Consider the following 15630-nt stretch of genomic DNA (forward strand, 5'->3'; position numbering starts at 1 on the left):
TGTTGTTATACTTGCAAAACAAAAAGGTCTAAGACCTTAAGTTAATATTTAAACAGTATAAATATATGAAAAAAGTTTCGAAACGGGATTCAGTAATCTTTATAATTATATTATCTCTGCTTCTATTACCCGGAATGTCAGCCCTTGCACAGGCCAAACGATATAAGGCTTATGACGATTATGTAGATACATACAAGAGTATTGCACTAGACCATATGAAGAAACATAAGATTCCTGCAAGTATAACTCTGGCACAAGGGCTTTTGGAATCAGGAGCAGGGAAAAGTAGCCTTGCCCGTGACGCAAATAATCATTTTGGTATAAAATGTCATAAGGATTGGACTGGTGGTAAGGTCTATAAAGCCGATGATAATCTCAATGATTGTTTCCGTAAATATAAGAAAGTAGAAGATTCGTACGAAGACCATTCTCAGTTTTTGAAAAGGTCGAGATACTCTCCATTATTCTCCTTGAAAATAACAGACTATAGAGGGTGGGCGAGAGGCCTACAGCAACTAGGGTATGCTACCGATCAGGCTTATGCAAATAAGTTGATAAAGCTGATAGAAGACTATGAACTGTATCAATATGATAAAAAAGGGAAAAGTACCAGTGAGTTGCAAGAGGAAGAGCAGCGTTTCTTAACTCAGAATTATAAACATACTCCTTATAAAACACATAATCTGGTTTACGTTATAGCTCAAGACGAAGATACTTATGAGGGTATTGCTGTTGAGTTTGGTTTCAAGGCGAAAGATTTGTGTAAATACAATGAAGTACCCGAAGGTTTTCCTCTAAAAGCGGGAGACTTGGTGTATTTCGAAAAGAAGAAATCGAAAGCAGATAAGCCCTATTATGACCATGTAGTACAAGTGGGAGAGTCTATGCACAGTATATCTCAACTGTATGGAGTTAAGGTCAAAAATCTTTATAAGATGAACAAAAAAGACTATGAATACGTTCCAGTAGAAGGTGATGTGTTAAGATTAAGATAAATTAATTGAAAATATAAATAAAGAATGAAAAAAATAATATTAGGATTTTTTTTCTTAGCTTCTTCTCTGGGGTTACTTGCTCAGGATGCTAAAGAAAAAGAGAAGCTTGAAGATGGAAAGTGGTATCTGAAAGGAGTAACGGGGCTAAATGCTTCCCAGACAACACAAAGTAATTGGGCAGCAGGAGGAGAAAAATCATCAGTAGCTGGTACAGCATATCTAAATGGCTCTTTGCAGCGTAAGACAGGAAATTGGTTGTGGTCTAATGCTCTATCCTTAGAGTATGGCCTGACAAATACAAAAACTCTAGGAACGCAAAAAACAAGTGATAAAATTGATTTTACTACACAGTTAGGTTATTCTACAGATAACAAGTGGTATTATACGGTAATGGGTGACCTTAAAACTCAATTTTATAAGGGTTATAACTATCCGAATAAGGATAATTATATATCGAAGTTTTTTGCTCCGGCATATTCTAATATCTCTTTGGGACTAGAATATCGTCCAAATACTAATTATTCTGTTTATCTATCTCCCGTTGCAGGAAAGCTTACTTTTGTAGAAGACGACTACTTGTCGAGTATAGGTGCCTTTGGAGTGGATAAAGGTGATCGATTTAGAGCCGAGTTTGGTGCTTATATGAAAGCCCGTGCCCAAAAGAAAGTCATGGAAAATGTAGAAGTAATATCTACAGTAGACTTTTTTACAGCATATAACAGTTCATTTGGAAATGTAGATATTAACTGGGACTTGCTTATCAATATGAAAATAAATAAATATCTGTCTGCTAATATAAATACGACGCTGAAATATGACGATGATGTAAAAAATGTAAAAAAAGACGGAACAACAGAAGGTCCAAAGATTCAGTTCAAAGAAATGATCGGAGTTGGGTTTGCATATAATTTTTAAAAGATATCTATAGATCGCAATAAATAAAAAGCGAGACACTAACTATAAAGCTAGTGTCTCGTTTTCTTTTGAAAGATTCTGAAAAATTGTTTATTCTTAGAAATAACATTCATAAATGTTTATTACATTGTTTGCGGGTTGTCCGATTTGTATTAATTTTATGCAACTAACAATATAAATGGTAAAATATGAATAAGTATCTCTTACTTTCTTTATGCGCATTTGTCTCTTTGTTTGTCGGTGCGAAAGATGATCCTAAATATTTGGCTGGAGCTGTACCTGAGATTGAAGGCAAAGTCGTTTTTTTTAAAACGGTTCCTGTAGATAATATAATCTCAGATGCAGATCTATTTAAAGTCGTAAACAAATGGGCAGATGAGAATTATAAGTCTGTTGAAGACTTGTCTAGTAGGGTGCTGTTAGCTGATATAGACAGTAAAAATATTGCATGTCAGGGAGAAATGTATCTGGTTTTTAAAAAGAGTATGCTTGTTCTTGATAGAGCTAAAATGTCTTATCAACTGGTATTGAATATTGGTGGAAATAAGTGTGATGTTACTATTCGTAATATCCGATATCAATATCCAGACTCAAAAGAATCTCTTTCTGCCGAAGAAATGATAATAGATGATATTGCTATAAATAAGAAGAAAAATTCCTTAAATAAATATTACGATAAATTTAGAAGACAAACGATAGATAGTGTTCAAAGTGTATTTGAATCTCTTGACAGATATCTGAATGGAACAAGATCTGTCGCTACGTCCGGTGCGGTGGCCGCAGTTACCGCTCAGCCTCAACCTGCAATTCAGCCAACGAGACCTCAGCCTGTAGAGGTGGCTCCGATTCCTGCTCCTGTAACAGAACAAGCTACTCCTTCTAATATTGGAGTGGAGGTGTCTACTTTATCTGGATATAAGCAAGTAAGTGCAGATAAGATTCCTGGTAATTATATAAAGTTATTGAACGATTGGACTCTTATAACATCAGGTACAGCAGATCAAACGAATGTGATGACAGCATCGTGGGGAGGAATAGGTATGTTCTGGGAAAAACCTGTTGCTTTTTGCTTCTTGAATCCTACTCGTTACTCTGTGCAAACAATGGATAAAGGCGAGTATTATACAATATCTTTCTATACAGAGGCTTATAAAGATGCTGTAAAATATTGCGGTTCGGTAAGTGGTCGAAATACAGATAAAATAAAAGGATCGGGGCTTACACCTATCAAACTGCCTTCGGGAGCTACTGCTTTCTCTGAGGCTTGGATGATCTTTGAATGTAAAAAGATGGTTGGTCAACAGTTATCTCCGGAAGGAGTGGTTGCAAAGCCTACATCAGGAGACTGGACTAAAAACGGATATCATAAAATGTATATCGGCGAGATTGTAAATGTTTGGATAAAATAAAAATTATGAAGAAAATAGCTTTAATCACAGGGGCAACTTCGGGTTTAGGTAAGGCTATTGCCTTACGTTTGGCAAAGGAAGGCTATGATGTGATTATAACAGGTCGCCGTCGGGAAAGGCTTGAAGAACTGGAAAAAGAAATCGAGGTAAAATATGAATCGAGAGTGTATTCATTGTGCTTCGATGTTCGGAAATATAATGAAGCAGAACAGGCAATTAGCAGTCTTCCTTCAGATTGGAAGACTATAGATATTCTTGTAAACAATGCCGGACTTGCAGTCGGATTATCGTCTATACACGAAGGCGAGGTTGACGACTGGGAGCGTATGATAGATACCAATATCAAAGGTTTGTTGTACATGACGCGAATAGTATCCCCTATTATGGTCGAGCAGAAGTCGGGGCACATAGTCAATATAGGTTCTATTGCTGGCAAAGCCGTTTATCCTAATGGAGCTGTCTACTGTGCGACAAAATATGCTGTAAATGCTTTGCATCAGGGTATGCGTATGGATTTGCTTCCATACAATATTCGTGTTACTCAGATTTGCCCGGGAGCTGTAGAAACCGAATTTTCATTAGTTCGGTTTAAGGGCAATCAGAATAGAGCCGATAAAGTATATGAAGGCTATGAGAACCTGAATGCAGATGATATAGCAGAAGCTGTATATTATGCTGTTTCGCAGCCAGCTCATGTAAATATTCAGGACATGCTTGTTATGCCTACAGCTCAGGCTACAGGTAATATGTTCCATAAAGAAGAGAAGAAATAGACTTGTAAATATTTGAAGGATTGCAAAAGAGTACGCTTTTAACAAGATCGTGTACTCTTTTTCTTTTTCTTATCTTTGTCCCTCCTAATATTGATATTATGCGTATAGATATAATAAGTGTGCTTCCTGAGATGTTTACTGGTCTTGTCGACTGTTCTATTCTTAAAAGGGCACAGGATAAAAAACTTGTGGAGATCGCAATTCATAACTTGCGTGATTATACAACAAATAAGCATCGTAATGTAGATGATTATCCATTTGGAGGAGAAGCTGGAATGGTGCTTCAGATCGAACCTATAGATAATGCAATCTCGGCTTTGAAAGCTCAGCGAGACTATAATGAAATTATCTATACATCGCCTGACGGAGAGGTTTTCAATCAGAAGATAGCGAATGAAATGTCTTCTTATCAAAATATTATTATACTCTGCGGACACTATAAAGGTATTGACTATAGGGTACGGGAACATTTGATTACTCGGGAAATATCTATTGGCGATTATGTTCTCACAGGAGGGGAGCTTGCTGCGGCCGTGATGTGTGATTCTATAGTTCGTCTTCTTCCGGGTGCTATAGGCGATGAGCAATCTGCCCTTTCCGATTCCTTTCAGGACAATTTGCTTGCTCCTCCGGTGTATACGCGTCCGGCAGAGTACAAAGGGTGGAAAGTGCCTGATATACTCCTGTCAGGTCATCAGGCCAAGATAGATGATTGGAAATTGCAACAAGCTATGGAACGTACCGAACGCCTTCGCTCGGATCTTTTAGAAAATAATAAATAATTGAATATAAAAAAGACCAGAAAAATTCACGGATTTTCTAGTCTTTTGTATTATTGCTGAACTTTCTTTTCAAAAACCTTTTGGCAAATATATGTCTATAGGTTCCTCATTCTTTTTTGCTGCTTCTAAAATCTCTATTTCCTTTTCATTAATGGAATGGCTTGAGTTTTCTTCCACCTTAAATCGGGAAATAGATATTTTTGTAGACTTTACTGTTTTTGTATTTCGCTGAGCAATTGATGTTATATTCTCAATGTAATAATTATTAGGTATATATACATCAATTATCGTTTGCACGCTAGATTCCTGAGCTTGCAAATTAGGTTTGTGATAATCAATAAATAAATATCCTCCGAAGGCGAATGCTAAAACAGCTATTATTGCAGCCACCCGCGCAAATCTACTAAAGCTGATCCGTTTCGTTTGTTTAGCTCTTATTCGGCTCTTTATACTGTTTATACGCTCTATATGATTGTCGTCAATAGAATCAAAGCCATCTATCGCTTCGTACAAAAACGGGTCTGTCATCGAATTTTTTTCTATTCGATTGGCGTTTTTTCCTTTTCTTTGCCCTTTTATGTACTCTAAAAACTTCATTCTTCCAGATTTTTTTCAATACAGATTTTTAAATTTCTCTTTCCGTTTTGTATATAGCTTTTTACACTCTTCAGATGAAATCCTGTTTCATCCACAATATCCGCATAAGACTTATTCTCATAAAAGAATTTCTCTATAGCTACTTTTTGAGGCTCGGGAAGCTTTTCCATACATTTACTTAAGGCTTCCTCTTTGTCGTCATCTCTTTCCTCTCCAAATAGAGTAAATTCTGTGTCCGATTCCATAATCTGAGAATCGAAATTAACAATAATCTCTTTTTTGCTTTCTTTTAGGATATGGAAGCAATGATTCTTTACTACACTATATAGCCAGTTTTTGAATATCTTTATTTCGTAAGAGTGAATTTTCTGAGATAAATTTTCATAGATGTCGATAACTGCATCTTGCGATTGCTCCGGATTCTGGAGATACTTGAGACAAAGCCCGTATATCAGAGGGATATAACGCTCATACAATTCTTGAAAAAAAACAATTTTACTTGTTTCTCTGAACTGAGATAAGAGTTCTTCATCCGAAAAAGTATCTGTTTTTTTATTTAAGCTGAAAAATCGCAAATTAGTGTCATTTTTATACAAATCTACAAGAATTTGATTAATATCCAAATAGGCAGAGATCTAATAAGTATATCAGAAAGTTATCTTTCTGTTAAATAATCTAATAAAGAATTGTAGTGCTGGTTCATTTTGTGTACTTTTGTTATTGAAAATAATAACGAAGTTTAATCTTTTAATAAGCACCCATTATGAAAGAAAAAATTGGAACAAACGCAGGTATTATTTGGACATACCTTGACGCAGATGGAAGTAAATCACTCAAAGAAATTAAAAAAGCGTGTAAATTGACTGAAAAAGATATGTATGCTGCTTTAGGATGGCTTGCCAGAGAAGGGAAAATTGCTTTTAATGAACTGAAAGACGATCTTCAGGTAGTTCTACTATAAGAGTAGTGGCTGGAAGAAATAAGGAGGTATTTGTCATTCTGTGATAATACCTCTTTTTTGCTTTATAGCCTTACTCTCTGTTTATGTGAATTTAGAAGGGGAATTATTTTGATAATCCGCTTCTATTTTTTATTTTTGTCTAGCTTTTAGGCTAAATTATGGCAGAAAATGATGAAAAACTTTTGGCTGAGTTCGAAATAAGAATGAGGCAGTTGATGTATCTCTGTGATGTGCTTAAGGTTGAAAATTCTCAATTGAAAGAAGAGCTTTCACAAAAGGTGCTGATAATAACAGGTTTGGAGTCGGAAGTCGGCGAGCTTAAAGCAAAATATGACAATCTGAAATTTGTAAAATCTTTTACATCGGATGGAGATGGAAAAGACTTACAGCACACGAAGAAAAGATTGGCTAAATTAGTGCGAGATATAGATAGATGTATCGCCATGTTGAAATACTGATAAGTTAGATTTTATGGACGATCATTTGGTAATTAATCTACGCATTGCAGACATGAGATACCCCCTTCGCATAAAAAGGAGCGATGAGGAGGTGTACAGAAAAGCTGCGGATGAAATAGATTATAAGTTAGTACAATATAGGAATTATTTTACAGGAAACGAATCTCAGTCATTAAAAAATACAGACTATATGGCCATGACTGCACTTCAGGCGGTGGCCGAGAAAGTAGAATGGCAATTGAGAACAAACTCGTTTGAGTCGAGGATAAAAGAACTTACGCAAGAGTTAGACGATTATCTGAAAAAGCAAGTAAAATAAAGGCTTATTTTAAACTGAGAAATATCTAAGGCACTAATTAAGTGTGGGCTATCCATGCTTAAATTAGTGCTTTTGATTTTATATAGAAATGAACTTTTAATAACGAATATCAAATTATGGATATATTATTTATTGTAATAGCTTTTGTAGTCGGTTGCTTGCTGACGTGGGGGGCATTGAATTTTATGTCAAATTCAAGGTTCAAACGTCAGGTGCGTGAAGCCGAACAAGAAGCAGAGGTAATTAAAAAGAATAAATTACTGGAAGTAAAAGAACAAGCGCTGCAGATGAAGTCTGAGTTCGAGAAACAGGTGAATAGCAGAAATTCAAAGCTTCAGTCTGCTGAGGCTAAGATCAAGCAACGTGAACTTGGTATTACTCAGAAGCAAGAAGAGCTTCAACGTAAGAAGGCTGAGATGGATACAATTAAGACTAATCTGGATAATCAGCTTGAAGTTGTTGAAAAGAAAAAGCAAGATCTGGATAAGCTGCATAAACAGGAAGTGGAAAGACTTGAGGCTCTTTCTGGCTTGTCTGCAGAAGAGGTGAAAGAAAAACTTGTAGAGGCGCTTAAAGATGAAGCTCAGTCTCATGCCCAATCCTATATAAATGATATAATGGAAGAGGCTAAGATGACAGCTAATAAAGAAGCTAAGAAGATTGTAGTGCAGTCCATACAGCGTGTTGCTACAGAAACGGCTATAGAAAATGCAATCACTGTGTTTCATATAGAATCGGATGAAATAAAAGGACGTATTATTGGTCGCGAAGGCCGTAATATTCGTGCATTGGAAGCTGCTACAGGGATTGAAATAGTAGTGGATGATACTCCAGAGGCGATTGTTCTGTCAGGGTTTGATCCGGTGAGAAGAGAGATTGCCCGTTTGGCTTTGCATCAGTTGGTGGCAGATGGTCGGATACACCCTGCTCGCATCGAAGAAGTTGTGGCAAAGGTGAAAAAACAGATTGAAGAAGAAATAATTGAAACTGGAAAACGTACTACTATCGACTTAGGTATACATGGTTTACACCCAGAGTTGATTCGCCTTGTAGGAAAAATGAAATACCGTTCGTCTTACGGACAAAACTTATTGCAACATGCTCGTGAAACAGCAAATCTCTGTGCGATAATGGCTGCCGAATTAGGCTTGAATGTAAAAAAAGCTAAGAGAGCAGGACTGTTGCACGATATAGGTAAGGTGCCTGACGATGAGCCGGAATTGCCACATGCTTTGCTAGGTATGAAGCTGGCTGAGAAATATAAAGAAAAGCCTGATGTCTGTAACGCCATCGGTGCTCACCATGATGAGGTAGAAATGGCAACTCTTCTTGCCCCTATAGTCCAGGTATGTGATGCTATTTCAGGTGCACGTCCTGGTGCGCGTCGCGAAATTGTAGAAGCTTATATTAAGCGTTTGAATGATCTGGAACAATTGGCTCTTTCTTATCCGGGTGTATTGAAAACATATGCAATACAAGCCGGACGCGAACTGAGGGTGATTGTTGGGGCAGATAAGATTGATGATGTAGAGACTGAGAAATTATCAGCCGATATAGCTAAGAAAATACAGGATGAAATGACTTATCCCGGACAGGTTAAAATTACAGTTATCAGGGAAACAAGAGCAGTCAGTTATGCAAAATAATATTCTTGAAATATATAATTAAAAGTAAGCGGGGTTGTAATGCCTCGCTTACTTTTTTGTATTAAATGGAACTCTTTTTCTAGAACGTTTATCTTAGGTATGTATAGCTTGGCGGAGCCTATGTGGGCATAACCCAATAGATACTCTTTTATCTGAAAATAAAACAAACGGCTATACTTTTGAGGATAAAAGTTATTTTAATTACTTTTGTAATTGAGTTATATGGTAAGTTAATTCTAAAAATTATTAGTTATGGCATACAAAATAGCGGTTTTCGATGCAAAGCCATATGATATAGCTACCTTTAATAAGGTAAATGAAAAATATAATTTTGAGTTGGTCTTTCATAAAGAACATCTCGATAAGAATAATGTGCTTCTGGCAAGTGGTGCAGATGCAGTTTGTATTTTTGTAAATGCAAAGGTTGATTCTGAGGTTATAGATAAACTATACTCTTACGGTATTAAACTAATAGCACTTCGTTGTGCAGGGTTTAATAATGTTGATATTGCGGCAGCGGCAAAAAAAGGTGTTCGCGTTGTTCGCGTTCCGAACTACTCTCCACATGCTATTGCCGAACATACATTGGCTTTAATGCTTTGTCTTAACAGAAAAGTACATAGGGCTTTCCTTCGTACCCGTGATGGCAATTTTTCTCTTATTGGCTTCGAGGGGTTCGATATGTATGGAAAAACTATAGGAGTTATAGGTACCGGTAAAATCGGAAAAGTTGCTGTTGGTCTTTTCAAGGGACTGGGTATGAATGTTCTTACTTATGACTTATACCCTGATACAAAATGGGCTGAAGCTACTGGTGTGAAATATGTTTCTTTGAATGAATTATATGGACAATCGGATATCATTACTTTGCATTGCCCTCTTACTAAAGAAACTGAATATTTGATAAGGGAAGAATCCATTGCTAAAATGAAAGAAGGAGTAATGATAATAAATACAGGGCGTGGTAAACTTATTCACACCAAGCATCTGATTGAAGGTCTATTATCCCGAAAAGTAGGATATGCAGGATTGGATGTGTATGAAGAAGAAGGAGCTTATTTTTATGAAGATCACTCCGATGCTGTGATGACAGATGATGTTCTTGCCCGTCTGCTTTCATTTAATAATGTAATTGTTACTTCTCATCAGGCATTCTTTACACAAGAGGCAATGTCTAATATTGCCCATACCACAATGGATAATATTCAATCTTTTTTTGAAGGAAAAGAGCTTGAGAATGAAGTTGTGAATAAGCAGTAGGATATTCTCCGAGTTTTATTGATATGAAGCGTTTTGTAGGTTTACTCTTTTTTCTAATGTTTTTCTGCACATTCATAATGTCAGCAGAATCTAAGTTTGTTGTCGTCATTGATCCGGGACATGGAGGGAAAGATGGAGGAGCAGTTAGAGGCATATATAAAGAAAAAGATATAAATCTGGGTGTTGCAATAATTCTTGGAGAGTTGATTGAGAAGAATTTTAATGATGTAAAAGTTGTTTATACCCGCAGAAAAGATGTTTTTGTAGATCTGGATAAGCGGACACAAATAGCTAACAAAGCAAAAGCTAATTTATTTATATCTATTCATACAAATTCTACAGCATCGAAAACAACAAATGCTTCCGGAGCTGATACATATATATTAGGATTGGCGAGAAGTGCTGAAAATCTGGAAGTGGCCAAACGAGAAAACTCCGTAATTCTTTTAGAAGACGATTATACTCGAAAATATGAAGGCTTTGATCCTAATTCGCCCGAATCCTATATTATTTTTGAGTTTATGACCAATAAGTATATGGAGCAAAGTCTTAAATTTGCAGGGTTTATACAGAATGATTTTAAAAGTATAGCAAAGAGAACAGATAGAGGTGTTCGGCAGGCTGGTTTTTTGGTTTTACGAAAAACAAGTATGCCTAGTGTACTTATCGAATTGGGTTTTATAAACAACCAGGCTGAGGCCAAATTTCTTTCTTCAAGGCTAGGACAGCGATCTATGGCTACGGCTATATATTCAGGCTTTAAAAAATTTAAGCAGGATTATGATAAAAAACAGGGTAAGTTCTCGTATGCTGTAGATGATAAGCTGGAAGAGGAAATTGCTTCTATGAATGATGAACTTGCAATGCAAGAAGAATCGGAGGTTGCTGAAGCCGTGAAGCCAATTGATACTGTACCTATAAAGAAAACTGTAGAAAAGAATACTAAAGCCAATTTGGCTTCTTCAAATAAAGTGAAAAAAGAGACCAATGAATCAAAGATTGCAGCAAATCAGGTAGAGTACAGAGTTCAGTTTATGGTGTCTCCTAAGGTTTTGCCAGAGAAGTCATCATTGTTTAAAGGTCTTTCTCCGGTTTCTTATTATAAGGACGGTGCTAGTATCAAATATACCTTTGGTTCTACAACTGATTATAATGAAATCCTAAGAATTCAGAAAACCGTCAGAGCTAAGTTTAAAGATGCGTTTGTTATTAAGTTAAAGAATGGCGAGCGATTAAAATAATTGGCACAAATAATAACGATTATATACACAACGAAAATAAATTATGGGAACAATTTCAAAAGAAGTAAAAATAGGTATCGCGTTTGTAATTGCAATTTTCCTCTTATATTATGGGATTAGTTTCCTTAAAGGGGTAAATATATTTAAGTCGTCACATACGTATATGGTCGTGTTTGATAATGTGTCTGGCTTATCTCAATCGACTCCTGTTACATTAAATGGATTTCAGGTTGGTCTGGTTTCGTCTATGGAGCTAGAGCCCGGAAGCGCAAACAAAGTAGTGGTGTATGTAAATATGGATAAGGGGGTTAAAGTTCCTAAAGGAAGCAAGATGTCTTTAGATGTCTCCATGCTGGGATCTGCTACAATTATATTTGAATCGAACCCGTATACTCAAGATTATTATTCCTCGTCCGACACAATTATTGGAATAAAGAAAAAAGGAATGCTTGATGCAGCAGATAATATGTTGCCTAAAATAGAGCAGTTAGTGCCTAAAATTGATTCTATTCTAACAGGATTGCAAGCATTAGTAAACAGTCCGGCATTAACTCAGTCATTGGCCGATGTTAATCAAATGACGGGAAATCTGGCAAAATCAACTAACCAATTAAATTCTATGATGGCTACTCTGAATAAAGATGTACCTGTTATTTCAGGTAACTTGAATAAAATGTCTACTGATCTTACCGGAGTGTCTTCGCAACTTAGCCAGATGGATATTAAATCTACTTTTGGCTCTATAGACTCTACTATGAAAAATCTACATCAGTTGTCCAATAGAATCAATTCTAAGGAAGGCTCACTCGGTTTACTGCTTAATGATAGACAGCTATACGATAGCTTGAACAGTACTATTGGTAATGCTTCCTTGTTGTTGAAAGATGTAAGAGAGAACCCTTCGCGCTATATAAATGTAAAGGTGTTTTAATCGCCTTATTTAGAATTGTTATAAATAGAGTGGTGGTGGCACATTTCTTCTAAAAGCATGACAAGAATGCTTTTCAGAAGGAAATTTAGAGATTGTTAAAAAGCTGTTTAGTTCCTGTTTATGTATGTATATTGTTGTGTACTAGCTGATTGGGCTTGCTTTTTGTCTTGATTGGGTGCTTTTCTCCTAAGTGGTTGAAACTAAATCAGATATTTTCTTAACAAGAAAACCAAATTTGATACCCCTTTTTTTTTCTAATTTTAATTCTGAAATTTACATAACGAAACGAACGAAATAATACTAAATTTTAATAATATAAATACTTAATGAATCTTTCTTCAACTCAGGCATTGTGGGCAAATTGTTTAGAAGTTATTCAGGATAATATTCCGGAAGCAGCTTTTAAAACATGGTTTTTACCGATTGTTCCGCTCTCGTATGAAGATAAGGTATTCACAATACAAGTTCCCAGTCAGTTCTTTTATGAATATCTGGAAGATAAGTTCGTAGACCTTCTAAAGACTACTTTACATCGCGAAATAGGCAGAGATACTATACTGCAATATCGTATTTTGGTAGAAAATACGACTAATACAGTTGTAGACTATCGAGCAGATGCTAAATCTATATCTACCACTATAGATAAAGTTACATTAAAAAATAACGGGAAAATACCGAATCCTTTTCAAAAAGTAGTTGCAGACGATTTCGACTCTCAGATTAACTCCAAATATACTTTCGATAACTTCTTTGAAGGCGAGAGTAATAAGTTGGCCCGTACAGCAGGAGAGGCAATTACAAAGAACCCTGGTAAAACAGCATTTAATCCATTATTTGTTCATGGTAAATCGGGAGTGGGGAAAACTCACTTATGCCATGCGGTAGGAGTACGTATCAAGGAACTATATCCGGAGAAGAGAGTATTATATGTATCTGCACATTTATTCAAAATACAATATGCCGATGCTGGAAGATATAATACAACCAATGATTTTATAAACTTCTATCAAGGAATCGATGTCCTTATTATAGACGATATACATGAGTTGGCCGGAATAGAAAAGACTCAAAATACATTATTTCATATATTCAATCATTTACATCAGAATAATAAGCAACTTATTCTTACCTCAGATAAGGCTCCGTCTGAGCTTCAAGGAGTTGAAGAGCGTTTGTTAACCAGATTTAGATGGGGGTTGACAACAAAGATAGAACATCCTGATAAAAGTTTAAGGTTGAAAATTCTTCAGAACAAGATCCTCCACGATGGTTTGTCGATTCCGGAAGATGTTGTCGATTATATAGCAGAGAACGTAACGGATAATGCACGTGACCTAGAAGGTATTATTGTTTCTATAATGGCGCACTCTTTGGTCTATAATAAAGAAATAGATCTATCGTTGGCCAGACGTGTAATTGGTCAGGCTATAAAGAAGATAGAGGCTAAAAAGATTACTGTGGATGCTATAGAGGCGGCTGTTTGCAACTTCTATAACATTAAGGCGGAACTAATACACACTGCGTCTCGAAAACGTCAGATAGTGCAAGCCAGACAGATTACAATGTATTTATCAAAGAGCTATACTGAAATGTCTTTGGCTCAGATTGGTTCTTTGATTGGTAAGAAGAACCATGCTACTGTGCTTCATGCATGCAAGACTGTTAGAGAGCAAATGGAGGTTGATAAAGCTTTCAGGGATGAGATAGCAGAAATAGAAAAGAAGTTGAAGAACTAATCATCACCATAGATACTCAAACAAAAAAGAGTCATATTTTAAAATATGACTCTTTTTTAGTTTATCTTAGACGTGCTGATTAATATTCACGTTTTCTGAATCCACCGTTGCCTCCTCCTCTGTTATTGTCATAACTTCTGCGAGGACGATCACCTTCTGTACGAGGACGAGCTTCAGATACGGAAATAGTTCTTCCGTCATATTCAGCACCATTCAACTCTTCAATAGCTTTTTGTCCTGATGCGTCATCAGCAAGTTCAACGAAGCCGTAGCCTTTTGAGCGGCCTGTTACTTTATCCATAATAACTTTTGCCGAAGAGATTTCACCATATTCGCTGAATAAATCTCTCAAATCATTGTCGTTGATGCTGTAGCTCAACCCTGCAATAAAAATGTTCATTGTAAAAAAATAAAATTAAAAAATGTAAATACTTTTGCAGAAGATGTAAATAAATGAAAAAGCTAAAAAGACTAGACAAGAAAGGTTACCAAGAAGGGAAAAAGACTTGAAAAGAAATATTTAAACTATACTTAAGAACTCTTATGCGACAACAAATGTAAAAATAAAATTCATATAATAAATGATTTAGCCCATTATTTTTTTGTTATTACTCTTGTTTTGATGTCGTATATGAATATCAGGCACTATTTCGGGTGCATATATAATTTTTTATAGTTCTCAATCACCTTGATTACGGTTTCTTTATCATTCTGTATTTGCTTCTTTAAGGTATCTATATTATCAAATTTCTCATCGGGGCGCACAAAGTCTAAAAATTCTGCTGTGAGATCTTTGTTATATAAATTTCCATCGAAATCGAAAAGATTGACCTCAACACTTATATTATCTCCATTGTGTAGAGTCGGACGCTTTCCTATATAGAGCATACCTTCATAGCGTTTATTATCTACATGCACAAAAACGGCATATATACCAAAGGCGGGGATTACCTTATATGTCTCCCATACTTCTATATTTGCTGTAGGGAAACCGATTGTTCTCCCTACCTTAAACCCTTCTACTATTTTCCCGGATATAGTATAGTTGTATGATAGTAACTTTGCGGCTCGCCTTACATGCCCTTCTCCGAGCAAACGCCTGATTCTGGAAGAACTGACATGGTCTGCTCCGGGCAATGCAGTTGCTTCGACTACATTCATATTAATGAGTTTCCCATATCTTTTATAATCGGCAAATCCATCTTCTCTATTGTGTCCGAACCTATGATCGTAACCTATTACGAGAGTGTCGACAAGCAGGCTCTCTTTAAGAATGTTTTTCATAAACTCCTGCGCCGATAGTTCAGATATCTCTCTTGTAAAGTCGAGACATACACAATAGTCTATTCCTGTAGTAGCAAGTCTTTCTGTTTTCTCAGTGTATCCGCACAATAATGCAGGCTGATAATCTTTTTGTAATACCTTTCGAGGATGTACAGGGAAGGTGATAACGGCAGATGGCAATCCTCGTTTCGAAGCCTCCGCCTTCACCTGCTCTATCAGATAACGGTGTCCGGTGTGCACTCCGTCAAAGAATCCGATAGTGGCAACTAGCGGGGGATGAGCTATTTTATTATGTTTATCAATGATTAGCATTTATACAAAAA

At 36.2% G+C, this 15630-nt stretch carries 17 protein-coding genes; 13 read left to right on the top strand and 4 right to left on the bottom strand.

The window, feature by feature from the left end; translation table 11 throughout:
- Nucleotides 1-65: 65 nt before the first annotated feature.
- The 5 genes from BGC7_RS05825 (at nt 66) to trmD (ending at nt 4874) form a co-directional block, all read left to right on the top strand.
- Entirely contained in the window at nt 66-995 is a 930-nt protein-coding gene (locus BGC7_RS05825; protein ID WP_050700628.1) for a glucosaminidase domain-containing protein, read from the top strand.
- Between the two features lie 24 nt (nt 996-1019).
- Nucleotides 1020-1910 carry a DUF3078 domain-containing protein gene (locus tag BGC7_RS05830; RefSeq protein WP_050700629.1) on the top strand — a complete coding sequence of 297 codons (891 nt, stop codon included), beginning with the start codon at nt 1020-1022 and terminating at the stop codon, nt 1908-1910.
- Between the two features lie 188 nt (nt 1911-2098).
- Nucleotides 2099-3319, top strand: coding sequence for a DUF4468 domain-containing protein (locus BGC7_RS05835; protein WP_050700630.1), 1221 nt, complete (start codon nt 2099-2101; stop codon nt 3317-3319).
- A gap of 5 nt (nt 3320-3324) precedes the next feature.
- A complete protein-coding gene (locus BGC7_RS05840) occupies nt 3325-4092 on the top strand; it encodes an SDR family NAD(P)-dependent oxidoreductase (RefSeq protein ID WP_050701055.1) in 768 nt (255 codons plus the stop codon).
- Between the two features lie 98 nt (nt 4093-4190).
- Nucleotides 4191-4874 (top strand): tRNA (guanosine(37)-N1)-methyltransferase TrmD, encoded by a 684-nt coding sequence (gene trmD / locus BGC7_RS05845; RefSeq protein WP_050700631.1) that lies wholly within the window; start codon nt 4191-4193, stop codon nt 4872-4874.
- Nucleotides 4875-4943: 69 nt separating this feature from the next.
- Here the strand turns inward: trmD and BGC7_RS05850 are convergent, their stop codons facing one another.
- Nucleotides 4944-5471 (bottom strand): hypothetical protein, encoded by a 528-nt coding sequence (locus BGC7_RS05850; protein ID WP_050700632.1) that lies wholly within the window; start codon nt 5469-5471, stop codon nt 4944-4946.
- Nucleotides 5468-6046, bottom strand: a complete 579-nt coding sequence (locus BGC7_RS05855) for an RNA polymerase sigma factor (protein WP_050701056.1) — start codon at nt 6044-6046, stop codon at nt 5468-5470. The genes BGC7_RS05850 and BGC7_RS05855 overlap by 4 nt, the downstream gene beginning before the upstream one ends.
- Before the next feature lie 188 nt (nt 6047-6234).
- Here BGC7_RS05855 and BGC7_RS05860 point away from each other — a divergent pair, with 188 nt between their 5' ends.
- From BGC7_RS05860 to dnaA, 8 genes are all read left to right on the top strand, one after another.
- Nucleotides 6235-6432 (top strand): winged helix-turn-helix domain-containing protein, encoded by a 198-nt coding sequence (locus tag BGC7_RS05860; RefSeq protein ID WP_050700633.1) that lies wholly within the window; start codon nt 6235-6237, stop codon nt 6430-6432.
- A 158-nt stretch (nt 6433-6590) separates the two neighbouring features.
- Nucleotides 6591-6890, top strand: a complete 300-nt coding sequence (locus BGC7_RS05865) for a hypothetical protein (RefSeq protein WP_050700634.1) — start codon at nt 6591-6593, stop codon at nt 6888-6890.
- A 13-nt stretch (nt 6891-6903) separates the two neighbouring features.
- Complete coding sequence (locus tag BGC7_RS05870) at nt 6904-7209, top strand: cell division protein ZapA (RefSeq protein WP_050700635.1); 306 nt, start codon at nt 6904-6906, stop codon at nt 7207-7209.
- Nucleotides 7210-7325: 116 nt separating this feature from the next.
- The gene (gene rny / locus BGC7_RS05875; RefSeq protein ID WP_050700636.1) at nt 7326-8855 is read left to right on the top strand and encodes a ribonuclease Y; all 1530 of its coding nucleotides are present in this window, start codon (nt 7326-7328) and stop codon (nt 8853-8855) included.
- A 252-nt stretch (nt 8856-9107) separates the two neighbouring features.
- Nucleotides 9108-10115 (top strand): 2-hydroxyacid dehydrogenase, encoded by a 1008-nt coding sequence (locus BGC7_RS05880; RefSeq protein WP_050700637.1) that lies wholly within the window; start codon nt 9108-9110, stop codon nt 10113-10115.
- Between the two features lie 77 nt (nt 10116-10192).
- Nucleotides 10193-11356 (top strand): N-acetylmuramoyl-L-alanine amidase family protein, encoded by a 1164-nt coding sequence (locus tag BGC7_RS05885; RefSeq protein ID WP_369799075.1) that lies wholly within the window; start codon nt 10193-10195, stop codon nt 11354-11356.
- Nucleotides 11357-11399: 43 nt separating this feature from the next.
- Entirely contained in the window at nt 11400-12287 is an 888-nt protein-coding gene (locus BGC7_RS05890; RefSeq protein WP_050700639.1) for an MlaD family protein, read from the top strand.
- A 326-nt stretch (nt 12288-12613) separates the two neighbouring features.
- Complete coding sequence (dnaA, locus tag BGC7_RS05895) at nt 12614-14023, top strand: chromosomal replication initiator protein DnaA (protein ID WP_050700640.1); 1410 nt, start codon at nt 12614-12616, stop codon at nt 14021-14023.
- Nucleotides 14024-14102: 79 nt separating this feature from the next.
- Here dnaA and BGC7_RS05900 read toward each other — a convergent pair whose 3' ends face one another.
- Both BGC7_RS05900 and ribF read right to left on the bottom strand, forming a co-directional pair.
- Entirely contained in the window at nt 14103-14423 is a 321-nt protein-coding gene (locus BGC7_RS05900) for an RNA recognition motif domain-containing protein (RefSeq protein WP_050700641.1), read from the bottom strand.
- A 245-nt stretch (nt 14424-14668) separates the two neighbouring features.
- The gene (gene ribF, locus BGC7_RS05905) at nt 14669-15619 is read right to left on the bottom strand and encodes a riboflavin biosynthesis protein RibF (protein WP_050700642.1); all 951 of its coding nucleotides are present in this window, start codon (nt 15617-15619) and stop codon (nt 14669-14671) included.
- Between the last annotated feature and the right edge of the window lie 11 nt (nt 15620-15630).

The sequence above is a fragment of the Dysgonomonas sp. BGC7 genome (genome assembly GCF_001261735.1).
In the GTDB taxonomy this organism is placed as follows: Bacteria; Bacteroidota; Bacteroidia; order Bacteroidales; family Dysgonomonadaceae; genus Dysgonomonas.